Below are 21,131 nucleotides of genomic sequence, written 5' to 3'. Positions count from 1 at the left end.
TTTGAGGTTGTAGATAAGACTGACGAAGTCAGCTCAAAACACTGTTTTGAGGTTGTGGATAGAACTGACGAAGTCAGTACCCATACCTACGGCAAGGCGAAGCTGACGTGGTTTGAAGAGATTTTCGAAGAGTATCAGTTATTTTGAAGAGTAGCGGGGAGTCCTTTGACTCCTCTTACTTTTGTCAAAAAGCGAAAAAAATGCTACAATAAAGAGAATAAACAAAATGAGGTATTATCATGTCTAAGATTCTAGTATTTGGTCACCAAAATCCAGACTCAGATGCCATCGGGTCATCTGTAGCCTTTGCCTACCTTGCAAAAGAAGCTTACGGTTTGGATACGGAAGCTGTTGCTCTTGGAACTCCAAATGAAGAAACAGCCTTTGTCTTGAACTATTTTGGTGTGGAAGCACCACGTGTTATCACTTCTGCCAAAGCAGAAGGTGCAGAGCAAGTTATCTTGACTGACCACAATGAATTCCAACAATCTGTATCAGATATCGCTGAAGTAGAAGTTTATGGTGTTGTAGACCACCACCGTGTGGCTAACTTTGAAACTGCAAGCCCACTTTACATGCGTTTGGAGCCAGTTGGATCAGCGTCTTCAATCGTTTACCGTATGTTCAAAGAACATGGTGTAGCTGTGCCTAAAGAGATTGCTGGTTTGATGCTTTCAGGTTTGATTTCCGATACCCTTCTTTTGAAATCACCAACAACACACCCAACAGATACAGTCATTGCTCCTGAATTGGCTGAATTAGCTGGTGTAAACTTGGAAGAGTATGGTTTGTCTATGTTGAAAGCTGGTACAAACTTGGCTAGCAAATCTGCTGAAGAATTGATTGACATCGATGCTAAAACTTTTGAATTGAACGGAAATAATGTCCGTGTTGCCCAAGTGAACACAGTTGACATCGCTGAAGTCTTGGAACGTCAAGCAGAAATTGAAGCTGCAATGCAAGCTGCTAACGAAGCAAACGGCTACTCTGACTTTGTCTTGATGATTACAGATATCGTTAACTCAAACTCAGAAATCTTGGCTCTTGGTGCCAATATGGGCAAGGTCGAAGCGGCTTTCAACTTCAAACTTGAAAACAATCATGCCTTCCTTGCTGGTGCCGTTTCACGTAAGAAACAAGTGGTACCTCAATTGACTGAAAGCTTTAATGCTTAAGATTTTGAGTGTTAATTCAAATTAGGAAAGGCTAGTTTGCCTTATATCGAAAGGAGTTTCGGCTCCTTTTTTTCTAGGAGTGAAGTATGTTAGAAAATGGTGATTTGATACTCAATGAAAATCAAAGAGCAAACTAGGAAGCTAGCCGCAAGCTGTACTTGAGTACGGTAAGGCGACGCTGACGTGGTTTGAATTTGATTTTCGAAGAGTATGATTTTTGTGAGAGATGGGTCAGACATGGGACAGGCCATCCAGACTTCCACAGGCAACTATAACCATGTTGCCATTTATTTGGATGGGATGATTTACCACGCTAGTGGACAGGCTGGTGTTGTCTGTCAAGAACCTGCAGACTTCTTTGAGCCCAATCACTTGTACGACATCTATGTTTACCCAGAAATGGATATCCATTCGGTGAAGGAAAGAGCTTGCAAACATCTAGGAGCACCCTACAATGCTTCTTTCTATCCAGATGGAGCTGGTTTTTACTGTTCCCAGTACATGGCAGAAATTCTCCCCATTTTTGAAAACATACCTATGAAATTTGGGGATGGGGAGCAGGCGATTAGTGATTTTTGGAGGGAGTATTACAGAGAACTAGGTCTGCCTGTTCCTCTGAACCAAGCTGGGACCAATCCCAGTCAGTTGGCAGCATCGCCTCTGTTAGAATGTAAAGAAAGGAATCTTCATGATTCAGATTTTTAATCCATCTCGTTTGACGAGACAGCCATTTTTTGGAGAATTGATCCGCTATCTGGACCAGCATGAGGATGTGATTCTACGGGAAATTAAGACTCAATTTCCAGATGTAGCAGTTGACAAACTCATGGAAGAGTATATAAAAGTGGGCTTGGTTCGTCGGGAAAATAAGCGTTATTACCTCAATCTTCCTATGCTTGAATCACTCGATAGTCTCGAACTGGATCAAGAGATTTTTGTCAGCGAAGATAGTCCGACCTATCAAGCCTTGTTGGAGCAGCGTTTTGAGACGGAATTGCGCAATCAAACCAATGCAGCTATTTTAGTTGAAAAAACAGATTTTGCGCGGACTAAAATGACCCTGTCTAATTATTTCTACAAGGTCAAACATCAGTATCCTTTGACAGAAAAACAGCAGGAACTTTATGACATTTTGGGAGATGTTAATCCTGAGTATGCCCTCAAGTATATGACGACTTTTTTGTTGAAATTTCTCAAAAAAGACCAGCTTATGCAGAAACGCCGAGACATCTTTGTGGATAGTTTAGTTGTCCTAGGTTATATTGTCCAAAATGAAGATGGAAAGTATGAGTTGGCCGTTGATTTTGATAAGGAAAGATTAACTTTCTACTTGGCGTGATTTCTTGTTTCTGAGCACATTGTTTGACTTTATCTACCGATAAGTTTATACTAATGTAACCGATAACACATATCGGAATAAAACTAAAGGAGACAATCATATGTCACTTGAAAACAAATTGGAACAAGCAACAGGCGCTATCAAAGAAAGATTTGGTAAAGTTACTGGGGATAGCAAGACTGAAGCAGAAGGCGCTGTAGAAAAGACAGTTGCTAAGGCAAAAGAAGTAGTTGAAGATGCTAAAGGTGCTGTAGAAGGTGCCGTTGAAGGTTTGAAAAACGCTTTTAAATAAAAATAGAAAAAATCAAGGGTTTTATTTCCCTTGATTTTTTACTATCTTATAAATAATTTTCTGCGACGGCTGCATCTCCTGGATAGGCTTCTTTTTTTCCTTGGACGATTTGGTAGCAATCAGCTCCCTTACCAGCAATAATCACAGCATCGAGTTCTTGTTCAGTGATGGTCATTGCCACCTTGATGGCCTCTTGGCGATTCGCAATTTTTTCAACAGGATGATTGATGTAGCTACTGATTTCATCTGCAATGGCCATCGGGTCTTCATAATTGGGGTCATCAGCAGTCAAAAAGACTTGAATCTCAGGATGTTGATTGAGGAGGAGGCCAAAGTCCTTACGACGACTTTCTCCCTTGTTTCCTGTTGATCCCAGAACCAGAGCAATCTTTCCAGTTTGATGAGTTTCAACCACATTGATGAGTTTTTTCAGACTATCCCCATTGTGGGCGTAGTCGATGAAGACCTTGGCTCCATTTTTCTGAGTGAGGACTTCCATACGACCAGGAACGCGGGTTGCAGCGATTCCTTTTTTGATGTCCTCAAGACTAGCTCCGAGACGGAGGCAAGCAAGTCCAGCAGCAACGGCATTTTCTTGGTTGAAGTGACCAATCAGTTGGATATCATAGTCTCCAGCCAGTTTACCCGTAGCTGAAAAGCTAAAGGCTTTGGAATTCTCGATTTGGTTATCAGATTGGCTACCATAGAAATCATGGTCTTGATCTGCCACTTGTTCTTTCAAGACAGAAAAGTGATCCATGTCACTGTTAATGATGACTGCTCGGCTATTTTCCATCAAGAGACGCTTGTGGTAGAAATAGTCTTCAAAGCTAGGGTGTTCAATCGGGCCGATATGGTCTGGGCTGATATTGAGGAAAACTCCCACATCAAAGGTTAGACCATAGATACGTTTGACCAGATAGGCTTGACTAGATACCTCCATGATGAGGTGGGTACGGTCATTTTGCACAGCCTGATTCATCATGTCAAATAGGTCAATACTCTCAGGAGTTGTCAATGCAGACTTAAAGAAAGTCTTGCCATCTAAAGTTGTATTCATAGTCGAGAGCATAGCAGGTCGATTCCCTTGAGATAAGATGTTATAAGCGAAATAGGCTGCTGTGGTCTTACCCTTGGTTCCAGTAAAGGCAAGGAGTTTGAGTTTTTCCTGTGGATTTCCATAAAATTCCATAGCAATCAGACTCATAGCTTTCTTAATGTCGTTCACGATAATGGCAGGAATACCAACTTCATAGTCTTTTTCAGCCACATACCAACCGAGTCCTTGAGAGATTGCTGAAAGCAGAAATTCCTTCTTAAAGGCAGTGCCTTTTGCAAAAAAAAGAGTGTCTTCTGTTACTTTTCGGCTGTCGTAGCTGATGCTATCAAAAACAACTTTGCTGTAGTTGTAGTGGTAGTGTCCTTGGTCGATAATCTCGCGGAAGAGACCATCTTTCTTTAATATATCTAATACGGTTTCAATCTTAATCATACTTTCTATTGTAAACCGAAAGTCGCAAATTTACAAGTAACAAGGAAAAGTTTATAATGGAAGATAAGGAGTTTTTCCTAGTTATCAAAATTGAATGAGGAATCTATGTCGCACGAAAACAATCACCAGCAGGCTCAGATGTTACGGGGGACTGCTTGGCTAACGGCTAGTAACTTTATCAGTCGCCTACTTGGGGCTATTTACATTATTCCTTGGTATATCTGGATGGGGTCTTATGCGGCTACGGCTAATGGTCTCTTTACCATGGGTTACAATATCTATGCCTGGTTCTTGCTGGTTTCAACAGCAGGGATTCCAGTTGCGGTGGCCAAGCAAGTTGCCAAGTACAATACCATGAGAGAAGAGGAGCATAGCTTTGCCCTGATTCGGAGCTTTTTAGGCTTTATGACAGGACTAGGCCTGGTTTTTGCTTTAGTCTTGTATGTCTTTGCTCCTTGGCTAGCAGACTTGTCTGGCGTGGGCAAAGACTTGATCCCAATCATGCAAAGCTTGGCTTGGGGAGTCTTGATTTTCCCATCTATGAGTGTTATCCGAGGATTTTTCCAAGGGATGAATAATCTCAAACCTTATGCCATGAGCCAAATTGCTGAGCAGGTCATTCGTGTTATCTGGATGCTCCTAGCAACCTTTATCATTATGAAGCTTGGCTCGGGAGACTATCTAGCAGCTGTTACCCAATCCACCTTTGCGGCCTTTGTCGGTATGGTAGCCAGTTTTGCAGTTTTGGTCTATTTTCTTGCTCAAGAAGGGTTACTCAAAAAAGTCCTTGAAACAGGGGATAAGATAGACAGCAAGCGTCTCTTAGTAGATACCATTAAGGAAGCCATTCCTTTTATCTTGACAGGGTCTGCCATCCAGCTCTTCCAGATTTTGGACCAGATGACCTTTATCAATAGTATGAGCTGGTTTACCAACTACAGCAATGAGGACTTGGTTATCATGTTTTCTTATTTCTCAGCCAATCCTAATAAAATCACGATGATTTTGATTTCTGTTGGGGTTTCGATTGGGAGTGTTGGTTTGCCACTTTTGACGGAAAACTATGTCAAGAGGGACTTGAAGGCAGCTTCTCGTCTCGTTCAGGACAGTCTCACCCTACTCTTTATGTTCTTGCTACCAGCAACGGTTGGAGTGGTTATGGTAGGAGAACCTCTTTATACAGTCTTCTATGGCAAGCCAGACAGTTTGGCTATGGGCTTATTTGTCTTTGCAGTTTTGCAGTCTATTATTTTAGGCTTGTACATGGTCTTGTCCCCCATGCTTCAAGCCATGTTCCGCAACCGCAAGGCCGTTCTCTATTTTATCTATGGTTCTATTGCCAAGCTGGTCTTGCAACTGCCTACCATCGCCCTTTTCCACAGTTATGGTCCCTTGATTTCAACAACCATCGCTCTTATCATTCCTAACGTCTTGATGTATCGGGATATTTGTAAAGTAACGGGTGTTAAGCGCAAGGTGATTGTGAAGCGAATCATTTTAATCAGTTTGCTGACCCTAGTCATGTTTCTGTTAATAGGAACCATCCAGTGGCTGTTAGGATTTGTTTTCCAACCAAGTGGACGTTTGTGGAGCTTCTTTTATGTAGCTCTTGTCGGTGCCATGGGGGGTGGACTCTACGGATTCATGAGTCTCTATACTCGTCTCTTAGATAAGGTTATTGGACAGGCCAAAGCTGCCCAGTTGCGAGCAAAATTTAAGTTTTCTTAAGATAGCATTTATAAATAAAAGGAATAAGTTGAACAATCTTTTAGGAGAACTTGAAACTTATTCTTTTTTTTAGCGTCAAAACAGCTAAAATTATCTTTTAAGAGTAGAAGATGAGGCCTTTTTCGATTTTTTTGGACAAAATCATTGACTAAACAAACTAAACGTTGTATAATAAAACAAATCTTTAAAGCAGGAGGTTCTGGAAATGAAAAAGTCTAAGAGCAAATATCTAACCTTGGCAGGTCTTGTCCTGGGTACAGGAGTTTTATTGAGCGCGTGCGGAAATTCTAGCACGGCGACAAAAACATACAACTATGTTTATTCAAGTGACCCATCTAGCTTGAACTATCTAGCAGAGAACCGCGCAGCAACATCCGATATTGTTGCAAATTTGGTAGACGGGTTATTAGAAAATGACCAATATGGGAATATTATTCCATCATTAGCAGAGGATTGGACTGTTTCTCAGGACGGTTTGACCTATACCTACAAACTTCGCAAGGATGCCAAGTGGTTTACTTCTGAGGGAGAAGAATATGCGCCTGTAACTGCCCAGGATTTTGTGACAGGTTTGCAATATGCAGCTGATAAAAAATCAGAAGCCTTGTATCTAGTGCAGGACTCTGTTGCTGGTTTGGATGACTATATCACTGGTAAAACAAGCGACTTTTCAACTGTTGGTGTCAAGGCACTTGATGACCAAACGGTTCAATATACTTTGGTTAAACCAGAACTTTACTGGAATTCAAAAACACTCGCAACGATACTTTTTCCTGTTAATGCAGATTTCTTGAAATCAAAAGGGGATGATTTTGGGAAGGCGGATCCATCTAGTATTTTGTACAATGGACCTTTCTTGATGAAAGCACTTGTCTCAAAATCTGCTATTGAATATAAGAAAAACCCTAATTACTGGGATGCTAAGAATGTCTTTGTAGACGATGTGAAATTGACCTACTATGATGGTAGCGACCAAGAATCACTGGAACGTAATTTTACAGCTGGTGCTTATACTACGGCTCGTCTTTTTCCTAACAGCTCCAGCTATGAAGGGATTAAAGAAAAATACAAAAACAATATCATCTATAGTATGCAAAATTCAACTTCATATTTCTTTAATTTTAACCTAGATAGGAAGTCTTACAATTATACTTCTAAAACAAGTGACATTGAAAAGAAATCGACTCAGGAAGCAGTTCTCAATAAAAACTTCCGTCAGGCTATCAATTTTGCTTTTGACAGAACATCTTATGGGGCTCAGTCTGAAGGGAAAGAAGGTGCAACAAAGATTTTGCGTAACCTAGTGGTTCCTCCAAACTTTGTCAGTATCAAGGGAAAAGACTTTGGTGAAGTTGTAGCCTCTAAGATGGTCAACTATGGTAAGGAATGGCAAGGTATCAACTTTGCGGATGGTCAAGACCCTTACTACAATCCTGAGAAAGCCAAGGCTAAGTTTGCGGAAGCTAAGAAAGAACTCGAAGCAAAGGGTGTTCAATTCCCAATCCACTTGGATAAGACTGTGGAAGTAACAGATAAAGTGGGCATACAAGGAGTTAGTTCTATCAAACAATCAATTGAATCTGTTTTAGGTTCTGATAATGTAGTGATTGACATTCAGCAATTAACATCAGATGAGTTTGACAGTTCAGGCTACTTTGCTCAAACAGCTGCTCAGAAAGATTATGATTTATATCATGGCGGTTGGGGACCTGATTATCAAGACCCGTCAACCTATCTCGATATTTTTAATACTAATAGTGGAGGATTTCTGCAAAATCTTGGACTAGAGCCTGGTGAGGCCAATGACAAGGCTAAGGCAGTTGGACTGGATGTCTATACTCAAATGTTGGAAGAAGCTAATAAAGAGCAAGATCCAGCCAAACGTTATGAGAAATATGCTGATATTCAAGCTTGGTTGATTGATAGTTCTTTAGTTCTTCCAAGTGTTTCGCGTGGGGGAACACCATCATTGAGAAGAACCGTACCATTTGCTGGTGCCTATGGTTTAACCGGTACAAAAGGGGTTGAATCATATAAATACCTCAAAGTACAAGATAAGATTGTCACAACAGACGAATATGCAAAAGCCAGAGAAAAATGGTTGAAAGAAAAAGAAGAATCTAATAAAAAAGCCCAAGAAGAATTGGCAAAACATGTCAAATAAAATCTAATTGTAGATAAGTTTGTGTAAGAAGTCTTTGTGCTTAAAAACGCATAATATCAGGTATATAAAATCCTAGATGTTATGCGTTTTGTTATAGGAAGATTTATTAGATTTTATCCTCAAATTGAGTTATTCCTGACTTTATCCGTTGAAATATTATAAGGAGTATTTATGAAATTAAAATTATTAAGAGTAGATACTAAGGTGATTATGGGGAGTTTCTTCCTTGTTCTGTCTAGTCTACTTGCTTTGTTGCTTCCCCTTATCTTAAAGGGTTTAATAGATGGGAGTTCTATTGAAAATATAGGTTCCAAAGTATTTCAATCGTTTTTGATTTTTATTGGTCAAGCCTTGTTTTCTTCTATTGGTTACTATCTGTTTAGTCAATCGGGTGAAAAAAAGATAGCAAAAATCAGGAAAAAAGTGATAGAGGGGTTGATTTATGCAGAGAAATCCTTCTTTGATAAGAGCCAAAGTGGGGAGTTGACTTCTGCCATTGTCAATGACACGAGTGTCATTCGTGAGTTTTTAATTACGACTTTCCCAAATATTATTTTGAGTTTAGTTATGGTACTTGGTTCCATCATAGTCTTATTTAGTCTTGATTGGAATCTTTCTCTACTTTTATTCATCACTCTTCCTTGTATGATGTTTATTATCTTGCCCCTTTCCAATATCAGTGAAAAGTATAGTCGTCGTTTACAGGAGGAAATCGGATTTTTAACAGGGCAATTGACTGAAAAGATTCAAGAACATGAATTAATTAAGACTAACCAAGCAGAGAAAAGTGTACAGGATGTTTTGGATAATTGTATTGAAAGGGTACAAAACAATTCACTGAAATCAGATAGGATTACTTCTTTTGAGACCCCGTTTGCTCTCTTATTTATCTTTGCGACTATAGCTGTGATGCTAACCTATGGGGGTTATCGGGTCAGCGCAGGATATATATCTGTGGGAACCTTGGTTTCGTTTTTGATTTACCTCTTTCAATTACTTAATCCTATTAGTAATATAGCTAATTTTGTAACTGTTTATTCTAGGAGTAAGGGATCTTCAGTTGCACTGGAGAACTTGCTTGCAGTTCCTAAAGAAAAATTTGAGGGAGGAAAATCGGTATCAGGACAAGGGTTGAATTTTAACCATGTCTATTTTGGTTATGATGAAAATCGACCTGTCTTAAAGGATATTACTTTCTCCATTTTCAAGGGGCAAAAAATTGCTTTTGTTGGACCATCTGGATCAGGAAAATCAACGATTGTGCGTTTGTTAGAGCGGTTTTATAAACCGCTTTCAGGAGATATTCTAATGGAGCAATCAAGTATATATGATTTTAACTTAAAAGAATGGAGAAGTAAAATCGCTTGGGTTTCACAAAATAATGCAGTCTTATCTGGCAGTATTCGTGACAATCTTTGTCTCGGTTTGAATCGCTTAGTAACTGATGATGAATTGATGAAAGTGCTAGACTTAGTATCACTAGGTGATGAGATTCGCTCCATGAAAGAGGGACTAGATACTGAGGTTGGTGAACGCGGACGACTCTTGTCAGGGGGACAAAGCCAAAGACTTCAAATAGCTAGAGCCTACTTAAAAGATGCTGAAATTCTTATATTTGATGAAGCCACTGCTAATCTTGATGCGGATTCTGAGTATGCGATTATCAGTAGCCTCTATTCTGTACTAAAGGAGAAGACAGTTGTGATTATAGCGCATCGTTTGTCAACGGTAAAAGATGTGGATTGTATTTTCTTCTTAGAGGAGGGGAAAATCACTGGCTCAGGAACTCATAAGGAACTACTGGAAAATCATGAGCGTTATGCTCGTTTTGTGCAGGAGCAAATGATAGAGTGAAGGTGTCTTTTGAGATTCACCATTTTATAGTCTATTAAAGGGAGCAGGAAAAACTCCCTTTTTATATAGTTTGAAACTATAGCTAGCTCTTGAAAAGAAGAAAATGAGTTGATGAAAATAAGTGGTACAATAGTTACTATAGATTTGGAGGTATTGTATGAGCAAGGAATTACACATTAACACAATTTTGGCCCAGGCGGGCATTAAGTCAGATGAAGCGACAGGTGCATTGGTGACACCGCTCCATTTTTCAACGACCTATCAGCATCCAGAGTTTGGTCGATCTACTGGGTTTGACTATACGCGCACTAAAAATCCAACTCGTAGTAAGGCTGAGGAAGTCTTGGCGGCTATTGAGTCAGCAGACTATGCCCTAGCGACTAGCTCAGGGATGTCAGCTATTGTACTGGCCTTTAGCGTCTTTCCAGTAGGAAGTAAGGTCTTGGCAGTGCGTGATCTTTACGGTGGTTCTTTTCGCTGGTTTAACCAAGTGGAGCAGGAAGGTCGTTTCCATTTTACCTATGCCAATACAGAAGAAGAGTTGATTGCCGAGTTAGAAAAGGATGTGGATGTTCTCTATATCGAAACCCCAACCAATCCCTTGATGTTGGAATTTGATATCGAAAAACTAGCAAAATTGGCTCATGCTAAGGGTGCCAAAGTGGTGGTGGACAATACCTTCTATAGCCCTATCTACCAACGTCCGATCGAAGATGGAGCAGATATGGTTCTCCATTCAGCAACCAAGTATCTGGCAGGACACAATGATGTCTTGGCTGGAGTGGTTGTGACCAATAGTTTAGAACTATACGAGAAGCTTTTCTACAATCTCAATACGACAGGGGCAGTCTTGTCACCGTTTGACAGCTACCAGTTGCTTCGTGGTCTCAAGACCTTGTCTCTTCGTATGGAGCGCTCAACAGCTAACGCCCAAGAAGTGGTTGCCTTTTTGAAGGATTCTCCAGCAGTCAAGGAGGTTCTCTATACTGGTCGTGGGGGGATGATTTCCTTTAAAGTAGTCGATGAAACGCGCATTCCTCATATTTTGAACAGTCTCAAGGTCTTCTCTTTTGCGGAAAGTTTGGGTGGGGTAGAAAGTCTCATTACTTATCCAACGACGCAAACTCATGCTGATATTCCAGCAGAAGTGCGCCATTCTTATGGTTTGACAGATGACCTCTTGCGCTTGTCAATTGGGATTGAGGATGCTAGAGATTTGATTGCAGATTTGCGCCAAGCTTTAGAAGGATAAGACAAAGATGGGAAAATATGATTTTACAAGCCTGCCCAACCGTTTAGGGCACCATACCTATAAATGGAAAGAAACAGAAACGGATAGTGAAGTTCTACCAGCTTGGATAGCGGATATGGACTTTGTGGTCTTGCCTGAAATCCGCCAAGCCGTGCAAACTTACGCAGACCAACTGGTTTATGGTTATACCTATGCCAGTGAAGACTTAATTAAGGAAGTTCAAAAGTGGGAAGCTACACAATACGGTTACAACTTTGACAAAGAGGCTCTTGTTTTTATCGAGGGTGTGGTACCAGCCATCTCAACAGCTATTCAAACCTTTACAAAAGAAGGCGAGGCGGTTTTAATTAACACGCCTGTCTACCCACCCTTTGCTCGCAGTGTCAAGTTGAACAATCGTAGATTGATTACTAATTCCTTAGTGGAAAAGGATGGTCTGTTTGAGATTGACTTTGACCAACTTGAAAAGGATTTGGTGGAAGAGGAGGTTAAACTCTATATTCTTTGCAACCCTCACAATCCTGGTGGACGTGTTTGGGAAAAAGAAGTGTTGGAGAAGATTGGCCAACTCTGCCAAAAACACGGTGTTTTGTTAGTTTCAGATGAGATTCACCAAGATTTGACCCTCTTTGGTCACAAACACCAGTCTTTCAATACCATCAATCCTGCCTTCAAAAATTTTGCTATCGTCTTGACCAGTGCCACTAAAACATTTAATATTGCTGGGACAAAAAATTCCTATGCAGTCATTGAAAATCCTAAGTTGAGACTGGCTTTCCAGAAACGCCTGTTGGCCAATAATCAGCATGAAATTTCAGGCTTGGGTTATTTGGCGACAGAAGCTGCCTATCGATACGGTAAAGATTGGCTAGAGGAACTCAAGCAAGTCTTTGAAGATCACATCAATTATGTGGTGGATCTATTTGGAAAAGAGACTAAAATCAAGGTCATGAAACCGCAAGGTACCTACTTGATTTGGCTTGACTTTTCAGCCTATGACCTGACTGATGAAACATTGCAAGAGTTGTTGAGAAATGAATCCAAGGTTATCCTCAACCGTGGTTTGGATTTTGGAGAGGAAGGAAGTCTCCATGCCCGCATCAATATAGCTATGCCCAAATCTCTATTGCAAGAAGTCTGTCAGCGGATTGTGGCTACTTTTGCCAAACGTTAAAAATCCAGTCTTCTAGGAGAAAAGTCTTCCTAGAAGGCTATTTTCATAGGCGAAAATATGGTATAATAAAAAGATAAGGTAAAGGTGAAAATATGGCTAAATTGATTCCGGGGAAAGTTCGTATCGAAGGTGTTGCCCTTTATGAAACTGGTAAGGTTGATATCATCAAGGAAAAGAACAATCGGCTCTACGCTCGCGTTGCAGAAGAAGAACTGCGCTATAGTTTAGAGGATGATTTGGTTTTTTGTGCCTGTGATTTTTTTCAAAAGAGGGGCTACTGTGTGCATTTGGCAGCGCTAGAGCATTTTCTGAAAAATGATGAGCGTGGTCAGGAAATCTTGTGGAGTCTGGAAGAAGGTCATGAAGAAAAAGAGGCCATTGAAACCAAGGTGACCTTGGGTGGCAAGTTTTTGGATCGAATTTTATCTCCAAAATCAGAATGCGCCTATGAGTTATCAGTTGTGGGTCAGGTGGAAGCAGGAAGCAATCATATCTTGTGGACTCTGAGAATCGGCCAAATCAATAGCCAAAAATACTATGTCATTCGGGATATTCTACTCTTTTTAAGGATTGTCGAGCAGAGAAAGTCTTATATGATTGGCAAGGTCTATGAGGAGTCTCTTTCTTGGGAAGCCTTTGATGAGGCCAGCCAAGAACTTCTGACGTTCTTACGGGGACTGATGGAGGAAGGACAGGCTCCAGACCTCTTTTTCCAAAACCAGGGTCGGCACCTCTTTTTCCCTCTGACCTTTTTTGAGCAGGGTGTGAATTTACTGATGACCTTGCCCCATTTTCAATTTGACCATCAAGTGGATAGCTACCAGACCCTGCTTTTTCAGGATATGCATGCTGATGCTAATCTATTTGCCTTTACAGTAATAGAATACTCGGATTATTTTGAAATGGAAATCAGAGAGAGTCCAAGAGTTAATGCCTTTTATCAGGGAGCTGTACTTTTCCATAAAGGACAGGTTTATTTTCTAACAGACCAACAGATGCGTCTTCTCAAGGAAATTAAAGCGCTACCTGTGGATCAGCATGGAAAGAAATACCTGCAATTTGATAGTAGTGACCGAGATAAGTTGGCTTCTTGTTTAACTTTTTTTAGCCAGATGGGGACTGTTTCAGCTCCAGAACGGTTACAAATCAAAACGTTTGCGCCCTCTTTTTACTTTGACAGGGAAGAAGATAATCGGATTCGTTTAGAGATTCAGTTTGATTATGGGGATAGGCAGGTATCAAGCCGACAAGAGCTAGAAGAATTGCCATTTTCAAGTGATGCTGACTTAGAAGAAAGAATTTTCCAAGTCTGTTTGGTTACAGGTTTTGAAGCAGACTTTCAATCTTGGCGTCAGGCCCTAAAAGCAGAGTCTGTCTATCATTTCTTCCACGAAATCATTCCAGTCTTTGAAAAACTCGGGAATGTTGACCTATCAGACAAGTTAGAAGAACTCTATAACCTAGCAAGCCCTCAAGTGCAGATTGCTTCCAAGGGAGGTCTCTTGGAAATCCAATTTGATTTTCAAGATATTGCCCAAGAGGAAATTGATCAAGCCATGCAGGCCTTGGTTGCCAATCAAGATTTTTACATTGATTCGTCCAATCGAGTCTACTTTTTCGATGAAGAAACCAAGAAAATTCGCCAAAATCTACAGGAACTGGGGCAGTTTGAATTAAAAGATGGGACCTTGCAGGCTCGGAAATCTTTGGCCTACAGTTTAGCTCATCTCTTTGAAGGGCGAGACCGTGTTTCTTTTTCACAAGAATTCCAGAATCTGGCTCACGACTTGACGCATCCAGAGGACTTCCCTAGACAAGCAACTCAGGTTCAGGCCGATTTGCGAGATTATCAGGAAAAGGGAATCGGCTGGCTGCAAATGCTCCATCACTATGGTTTTGGTGGAATTTTGGCTGATGATATGGGACTTGGTAAAACCCTGCAGACTATTGCTTTTTTGACCAGTCAAGTGACAAAAGAAAGTCGGGTCTTGATTTTAGCACCGTCAGGTTTGATTTACAACTGGGCAGATGAATTTCAGAAGTTTGCCCCACAGTTGGATGTGGCTGTTGTTCATGGTTTGAAAGCTAGTCGTGAAGAGATTCTTGCTGATAGCCATCAAATCTATGTGACGAGCTATGCTACCTTCCGTCAGGACAGTGAGCTTTATCAGGGGATGGCCTTTGACTTCCTTTTCTTAGATGAGGCTCAGGTCATGAAAAACGCCCAGACCAAGATTGCTCAGACTTTGAGACAATTTGTGGTGCCGTCTGTCTTTGCCTTGTCAGGAACTCCGATTGAAAACCATCTGGGTGAGTTGTGGTCTATTTTCCAAATCGTCATGCCAGGACTTTTGCCAAGCAAGAAAGAATTTATGAAATTACCAGCTGAGCGCGTTGCTCAGTTTATCAAGCCTTTCGTGATGAGGCGCAAGAAAGAAGAAGTGCTGACTGAATTGCCAGATTTGATTGAAGTAGTTTATAAGAATGAACTGGAAGACCAGCAAAAGGCTATCTACCTAGCCCAGTTGCAACAGATGAGAGATAGATTGGCTCAAGTGTCAGATCAGGAATTTCAGCGAAGTCGTGTGGAAATCTTGTCTGGTCTGATGCGCTTGCGCCAAATCTGTGACACTCCTGCCCTCTTTATGGAAGATTATCAGGGAGCCAGTGGCAAACTGGATAGTCTCCGAGACCTGCTGGTACAGGTGGCAGACGGCGGACACCGTGTCTTGATTTTCTCGCAGTTCAAGGGAATGTTGGAGAAAATTGAACAAGAACTGCCAGACTTGGGCTTGACTTCCTTTAAAATTACGGGTTCAACCCCAGCCAAGGAAAGACAAGACATGACCAAGGCCTTTAACCAAGGGGAAAGAGATGCCTTTCTGATTTCCCTCAAGGCTGGTGGTGTCGGTCTGAACCTGACAGGTGCTGATACGGTTATCTTGGTCGATCTTTGGTGGAATCCTGCTGTTGAGGCGCAAGCCATTGGCCGTGCCCATCGGATGGGTCAGGAAGAAACGGTTGAGGTCTATCGCTTGGTGACCAAGGGAACCATTGAAGAAAAAATTCAGGAACTCCAAGAACAAAAGAAACATCTGGTGTCACAAGTATTGGACGGCACAGAGTCACGTGGCAGTCTCACCCTAGCAGAAATTAGAGAAATTTTGGGAATTTCTGAAGCCAGCACTTGAAAAATCAAGACAATACGCTATAATGAAGTGTTGAAAGGAAATAGAAAATGAAACAAGAACGATTTCCATTGGTGTCAGATGACGAGGTCATGCTGACTGAAATGCCAGTCATGAACTTGTACGATGAGTCTGATCTGATCAGTAATATCAAGGGTGAGTATCGGGATAAAAATTATTTAGAATGGGCTCCTATTGCTGAAGAAAAACCAGCAAAACCGCTTGAAAAGCAAGTAGAGAAACCTAAAAAGGCTCCTTTAGGGGTAAAAAAAGAAGGAAAGAGCTATGCGGAGGTGGCGCGTGAAGAAGCGCGTGCAGACTTGAAAAAGAAACGCTCTGCTAACTATCTAACTCAGGATTTCAGCCGTGCGAGACGTCATTCTAAATCAGGCCTTCTTAGACAGGGCAACCAACCGACAACTCCTTTCCAAAAGGAAAATCCTGGTGAATTTGTCAGATATAGCCAAAAATTGACCCAGTCTCATTATATCTTAGCGGAGGAAGTTCATTCTATCCCTACCAAGAATGAAGAAGTGTCAGCACCTGCTCCAAAGAAAAACAACTATGATTTTCTAAAGAAGAGCCAAATCTACAATAAAAAAAGTAAACAAACAGAACAAGAACGTCGGGTTGCCCAAGAGTTGAATCTGACCAGAATTACAGAATAGGGGAGAAAACATGCCAAAGACATATCATTTTATCGGGATTAAGGGATCAGGGATGAGTGCCTTGGCCTTGATGTTGCACCAAATGGGGCATAAGGTACAGGGTTCAGATGTTGAAAAGTACTACTTTACTCAACGAGGTCTTGAGCAGGCAGGAATTACCATTCTTCCTTTTGATGAAAAGAATCTAGACGGTGATATGGAAATTATCGCTGGAAATGCCTTTCGTCCAGATAACAACGTCGAAATTGCCTATGCGGACCAAAATGGTATCAGCTACAAACGTTACCATGAATTTCTAGGTAGCTTTATGCGTGACTTTGTCAGCATGGGAGTAGCAGGAGCGCATGGAAAAACTTCAACGACAGGTATGTTGTCACACGTCTTGTCTCACATTACAGATACCAGCTTCTTGATTGGGGATGGGACCGGTCGTGGTTCGGCCAATGCCAAATATTTTGTCTTTGAATCTGACGAATATGAGCGCCACTTTATGCCTTATCACCCAGAATACTCTATTATTACCAACATTGACTTTGACCATCCAGACTATTTCACAAGTCTCGAGGATGTTTTCAATGCCTTTAACGACTATGCCAAACAAATTACCAAGGGTCTTTTTGTCTATGGTGAAGATGCAGAATTGCGTAAGATTACGGCTAATGCTCCGATTTATTATTATGGTTTTGAAGCTGAGGGCAATGACTTTGTAGCTAGTGAGCTTCTTCGTTCAACAACTGGTTCAACCTTCACCGTTCATTTCCGTGGACAAGACTTGGGTCAATTCCACATCCCAACTTTTGGTCGTCACAATATCATGAATGCGACAGCCGTTATTGGTCTTCTTTACACAGCAGGATTTGATTTGAACTTGGTGCGTGAGCACTTGAAAACATTTGCCGGTGTTAAGCGTCGTTTCACTGAGAAAATTGTCAATGACACAGTGATTATCGATGACTTTGCCCACCATCCAACAGAAATTATTGCGACCTTGGATGCGGCTCGTCAGAAATACCCAAGCAAGGAAATTGTAGCGGTCTTCCAACCGCATACCTTTACAAGAACCATTGCCTTGTTAGATGACTTTGCCCACGCTTTAAACCAAGCGGATGCTGTTTACCTAGCCCAAATTTATGGATCTGCTCGTGAGGTAGACCATGGTGATGTTAAGGTAGAAGACCTAGCTAATAAAATCAACAAGAAACACCAAGTCATTACTGTTGAAAATGTTTCTCCTCTCCTAGACCATGACAATGCTGTTTACGTCTTTATGGGAGCAGGAGATATCCAAACCTATGAATACTCATTTGAGCGACTCTTGTCTAACTTGACAAGCAATGTTCAATAGGTTATTCTCATGGAAATTCCAATTAAGATCATTCAGGCAAGTCAGTCTGATTTGGCTGAGATAGAGGCACTTCAAACTTCGTCTTTTCCGGCTGAAAAGCAGCAACCTTCCCATATCTTAGAAGAAAGTATCCGTAAGTGTGCGGATACCTTTCTTCTAGCTAGGGATGAAAACCAACTTTTAGGCTATATTCTATCAAGTCCCCAGTCAGACAATCCGCAATGTCTAAAAGTAGATTCTTTAGTCATTGAGTCTGACCATCAGAGACAAGGATTGGGAACACTTCTTCTTGCGGCTTTGAAAGAGGTGGCAGTTGAGCTGGATTACAAAGGGATTTGTTTGGAGAGTCCTGATGAGCTGCTTTCCTATTTTGAAATGAACGGTTTTATTGATGAAGAAACTTCCCTTTATGAAACTAGCCAGGGTTTTAGTATGATTTGGTTTAATCCCTTTTATCTGGAGGCACAATGAAGATCAGACAAGCAAAATTAGAAGATTTGGATCGTATCGTCGAGATTGAACTAGAGAATTTTTCGGTCGAAGAAGCCATTCCTCGCTCTGTCTTTGAGGCACATTTGCGAGAAATTCAGACCTCTTTTCTGGTTGCTGAAAAAGAGGGTAGGATTATGGGTTATATAGAAGGACCAGTTGGCCCCCATCGCCATCTGCAAGACCAGTCTTTTACAGAAGAGATAGAAGACCATAGCCATGGGTCGGGGGGCTATATCTCTGTGACCTGTCTGTCTATTGCCAAGGAGGCACAGGGACTCGGACTGGGTCAGAAATTGCTAACAGCCTTGAAAGAAGTTGCTCTTGAATATGAGAGAGATGGCATTAATCTAACCTGTCATGACTATCTTATTGCCTACTATGAAAAGCATGGATTTGTCAACGAAGGCCAGTCCCAGTCAACCTTTGCAGGGGAAACCTGGTATGATATGGTCTGGGAAATGAAAAAATAAGCTAGGAAAAGCATCATAGGTTGCTTTTCTTGGACTTTTAAGATATAATATTATGGATTGTCAACAAGGAGGAAAAACTTTTGAGTGAAAAGTCAAGAGAAGAAGAGAAATTAAGCTTTAAAGAGCAGATTCTGAGAGATTTAGAAAAAGTAAAAGGCTATGATGAAGTTCTGAAAGAAGATGAGGCAGTAGTTCGCACTCCTGCAAATGAACCTTCAGCTGAAGAACTCATGGCTGATTCCTTGTCAACGGTAGAGGAGATTATGAGAAAAGCTCCTACCGTGCCGACTCACCCAAGTCAAGATGTACCAGCTTCTCCAGCAGATGAGATTCAAAGAGAAACTCCTGGTGTTCCAAGTCATCCAAGTCAAGATGTACCTTCCTCTCCAGCGGAAGAAAGTGGTTCAAGACCAGGACCAGGTCCTATTAGACCTAAGAAACTTGAAAGAGAATACAATGAAACCCCAACAAGGGTAGCTGTTTCCTATAAGACGGCAGAGAAAAAAGCAGAACAAGCAGGTCCAGAAACACCTACGCCTGCTACAGAAACAGTGGATATCATCAGCGATACACCACGTCGTAGCCGTAGAGAAGGAGCAAAACCCGTTAAGTCTAAGAAAGAGAAGAAGTCACATGTGAAAGCTTTTGTGATTTCATTCCTTGTATTCCTTGCCTTGCTCTCAGCAGGTGGCTACTTTGGTTACCAGTACGTGCTAGATTCTTTATTACCTATCGATGCTAATTCTAAGAAATATGTGACTGTTGGAATTCCAGAAGGTTCAAACGTTCAAGAAATCGGTACGACGCTTGAAAAAGCTGGTTTGGTAAAGCATGGTCTGATTTTTAGCTTTTATGCCAAGTATAAAAATTATACCGATTTGAAAGCGGGTTACTACAATTTGCAAAAGAGTATGAGTACAGAAGACTTACTCAAAGAGTTGCAAAAAGGTGGAACAGATGAACCACAAGAACCTGTCCTTGCGACTTTGACAATTCCAGAAGGTTATACTTTGGATCAGATTGCTCAAGCGGTAGGTCAATTGCAAGGTGACTTCAAAGAGCCTTTGACAGCGGATGCTTTCCTAGCAAAAGTTCAAGATGAGACGTTTATCAGTCAAGCAGTAGCCAAATATCCTACTTTATTGGAAAGCTTGCCTACAAAGGAAAGTGGGGCTCGTTATCGTTTGGAAGGATACCTTTTCCCAGCTACATACTCTATCAAGGAAAGCACAACTGTTGAGAGCTTGATTGATGAGATGTTAGCTGCTATGGATAAGAACCTATCTCCTTACTATAGTACTATCAAATCTAAAAACTTGACTGTCAATGAGTTGTTGACCATTGCTTCCTTGGTCGAAAAAGAAGGTGCCAAGACAGAAGATCGTAAGCTCATTGCAGGTGTATTCTACAATCGTTTGAATCGTGATATGCCACTTCAAAGTAATATTGCAATCTTGTATGCCCAAGGAAAACTGGGGCAAAATATCAGCTTAGCTGAGGATGTTGCGATTGATACCAACATTGATTCACCTTATAATGTTTATAAAAATGTAGGTCTCATGCCTGGTCCAGTCGATAGTCCAAGTCTGGATGCGCTTGAGTCAAGCATCAATCAAACTAAGAGCGATAACCTCTACTTTGTAGCAGATGTCACAGAAGGCAAGGTCTACTATGCTAATAATCAAGAAGACCACGATCGCAATGTCGCTGAACATGTCAACAGCAAATTAAACCAAACAAACTAAAATTATGTGATACTTCACATAATTTTCTTTAGAAAATATTATTAGAAGAAAGTTGAGAAAAATGGCAGAAAAAACATATCCTATGACCCTTGAGGAAAAGGAAAAACTTGAAAAAGAATTAGAAGAATTGAAATTGGTTCGTCGACCAGAAGTGGTAGAACGCATTAAGATTGCCCGTTCATACGGTGACCTTTCAGAAAACAGTGAGTACGAAGCAGCTAAGGATGAACAAGCCTTTGTCGAAGGACAAATCTCTAGCTTAGAAACAAAAATCCGCTATGCTGAAATCGTCAATAGCGACGCAGTTGCCCAGGACGAAGTAGCGATTGGTAAAACAGTCACCATCCAAGAAATTGGTGAGGACGAAGAAGAAGTTTATATTATCGTAGGTTCAGCGGGTGCGGATGCCTTTGCAGGTAAGGTTTCAAATGAAAGCCCAATTGGACAAGCCTTGATTGGCAAGAAAACAGGTGACACAGCAACCATTGAAACGCCTGTTGGTAGCTATGATGTAAAAATCTTGAAGGTTGAAAAAACAGCCTAAAAACAGAAAAAGGAGTGGGGAGGCGATGTGCTTCACTCACTCCTTTTTCCATTTTGCTACTCTTCGAAAATCTCTTCAAACCACGTCAGCGTCGCCTTGCCGTATATATGGTTACTGACTTCGTCAGTTCTATCTACAACCTCAAAACCATGTTTTGAGCAACCTGCGGCTAGTTTCCTAGTTTGCTCTTTAATTTTCATTGAGTATAA

The 21,131-nt window shown here is 41.1% G+C and carries 17 protein-coding genes and 1 pseudogene; 17 read left to right on the top strand and 1 reads right to left on the bottom strand.

All coding sequences use genetic code 11. From position 1 onward, the window contains the following. Positions 1-239: 239 nt before the first annotated feature. From HT691_RS05220 to HT691_RS05205, 4 genes are all read left to right on the top strand, one after another. Positions 240-1,175: a manganese-dependent inorganic pyrophosphatase gene (locus HT691_RS05220; RefSeq protein ID WP_023933161.1), complete on the top strand. Its 936-nt coding sequence runs from the start codon at positions 240-242 to the stop codon at positions 1,173-1,175. Between the two features lie 210 nt (positions 1,176-1,385). Then, positions 1,386-1,880, top strand: coding sequence for a YiiX/YebB-like N1pC/P60 family cysteine hydrolase (locus HT691_RS05215; RefSeq protein WP_023933159.1), 495 nt, complete (start codon positions 1,386-1,388; stop codon positions 1,878-1,880). Next, positions 1,864-2,514: a DUF1803 domain-containing protein gene (locus HT691_RS05210; RefSeq protein ID WP_064496352.1), complete on the top strand. Its 651-nt coding sequence runs from the start codon at positions 1,864-1,866 to the stop codon at positions 2,512-2,514. The genes HT691_RS05215 and HT691_RS05210 overlap by 17 nt, the downstream gene beginning before the upstream one ends. A gap of 100 nt (positions 2,515-2,614) precedes the next feature. Continuing rightward, complete coding sequence (locus HT691_RS05205; RefSeq protein ID WP_023933157.1) at positions 2,615-2,806, top strand: CsbD family protein; 192 nt, start codon at positions 2,615-2,617, stop codon at positions 2,804-2,806. A 46-nt stretch (positions 2,807-2,852) separates the two neighbouring features. On the opposite strand, the gene HT691_RS05200 is transcribed toward HT691_RS05205, so the two are convergent. Further along, positions 2,853-4,298 carry a UDP-N-acetylmuramoyl-L-alanyl-D-glutamate--L-lysine ligase gene (locus HT691_RS05200; RefSeq protein ID WP_023933156.1) on the bottom strand — a complete coding sequence of 482 codons (1,446 nt, stop codon included), beginning with the start codon at positions 4,296-4,298 and terminating at the stop codon, positions 2,853-2,855. A 105-nt stretch (positions 4,299-4,403) separates the two neighbouring features. On the opposite strand from HT691_RS05200, the gene HT691_RS05195 reads away from it, so the two are divergent. From HT691_RS05195 to greA, 13 genes and pseudogenes are all read left to right on the top strand, one after another. Then, positions 4,404-6,026 carry a polysaccharide biosynthesis protein gene (locus HT691_RS05195; protein ID WP_023933154.1) on the top strand — a complete coding sequence of 541 codons (1,623 nt, stop codon included), beginning with the start codon at positions 4,404-4,406 and terminating at the stop codon, positions 6,024-6,026. A gap of 205 nt (positions 6,027-6,231) precedes the next feature. Beyond that, a complete protein-coding gene (locus HT691_RS05190) occupies positions 6,232-8,190 on the top strand; it encodes a peptide ABC transporter substrate-binding protein (protein ID WP_054393067.1) in 1,959 nt (652 codons plus the stop codon). A gap of 171 nt (positions 8,191-8,361) precedes the next feature. Further along, positions 8,362-9,135 (top strand): annotated as a pseudogene (locus HT691_RS11295) (ABC transporter ATP-binding protein); the annotation flags it as partial. A gap of 186 nt (positions 9,136-9,321) precedes the next feature. Further along, positions 9,322-10,044: an ATP-binding cassette domain-containing protein gene (locus tag HT691_RS11290; protein ID WP_025170631.1), complete on the top strand. Its 723-nt coding sequence runs from the start codon at positions 9,322-9,324 to the stop codon at positions 10,042-10,044. A 157-nt stretch (positions 10,045-10,201) separates the two neighbouring features. Further along, entirely contained in the window at positions 10,202-11,296 is a 1,095-nt protein-coding gene (locus HT691_RS05180; RefSeq protein WP_023933152.1) for a cystathionine gamma-synthase, read from the top strand. A 7-nt stretch (positions 11,297-11,303) separates the two neighbouring features. Next, the gene (locus HT691_RS05175; protein ID WP_000521379.1) at positions 11,304-12,470 is read left to right on the top strand and encodes a MalY/PatB family protein; all 1,167 of its coding nucleotides are present in this window, start codon (positions 11,304-11,306) and stop codon (positions 12,468-12,470) included. 92 nt (positions 12,471-12,562) lie between these two features. Then, positions 12,563-15,661 carry a DEAD/DEAH box helicase gene (locus HT691_RS05170; protein ID WP_138700376.1) on the top strand — a complete coding sequence of 1,033 codons (3,099 nt, stop codon included), beginning with the start codon at positions 12,563-12,565 and terminating at the stop codon, positions 15,659-15,661. A 47-nt stretch (positions 15,662-15,708) separates the two neighbouring features. After that, a complete protein-coding gene (locus HT691_RS05165; RefSeq protein ID WP_000808213.1) occupies positions 15,709-16,326 on the top strand; it encodes a hypothetical protein in 618 nt (205 codons plus the stop codon). A 10-nt stretch (positions 16,327-16,336) separates the two neighbouring features. Continuing rightward, a complete protein-coding gene (gene murC / locus HT691_RS05160; RefSeq protein WP_023933148.1) occupies positions 16,337-17,671 on the top strand; it encodes a UDP-N-acetylmuramate--L-alanine ligase in 1,335 nt (444 codons plus the stop codon). Positions 17,672-17,680: 9 nt separating this feature from the next. Beyond that, a complete protein-coding gene (locus HT691_RS05155; RefSeq protein WP_023937205.1) occupies positions 17,681-18,142 on the top strand; it encodes a GNAT family N-acetyltransferase in 462 nt (153 codons plus the stop codon). Next, complete coding sequence (locus tag HT691_RS05150; RefSeq protein WP_023933146.1) at positions 18,139-18,633, top strand: N-acetyltransferase; 495 nt, start codon at positions 18,139-18,141, stop codon at positions 18,631-18,633. The genes HT691_RS05155 and HT691_RS05150 overlap by 4 nt, the downstream gene beginning before the upstream one ends. An 80-nt stretch (positions 18,634-18,713) precedes the next feature. Further along, positions 18,714-20,378, top strand: coding sequence for an endolytic transglycosylase MltG (gene mltG / locus HT691_RS05145; protein ID WP_172921757.1), 1,665 nt, complete (start codon positions 18,714-18,716; stop codon positions 20,376-20,378). A gap of 61 nt (positions 20,379-20,439) precedes the next feature. Further along, positions 20,440-20,922, top strand: coding sequence for a transcription elongation factor GreA (gene greA, locus HT691_RS05140; protein ID WP_000818760.1), 483 nt, complete (start codon positions 20,440-20,442; stop codon positions 20,920-20,922). Positions 20,923-21,131 lie beyond the last annotated feature (209 nt).

It is taken from the genome of Streptococcus sp. 477, from assembly GCF_013277295.1.
Classification (GTDB): Bacteria; Bacillota; Bacilli; order Lactobacillales; family Streptococcaceae; genus Streptococcus; species Streptococcus pseudopneumoniae.
This window is presented reverse-complemented; position numbering and strand designations above follow the sequence as displayed.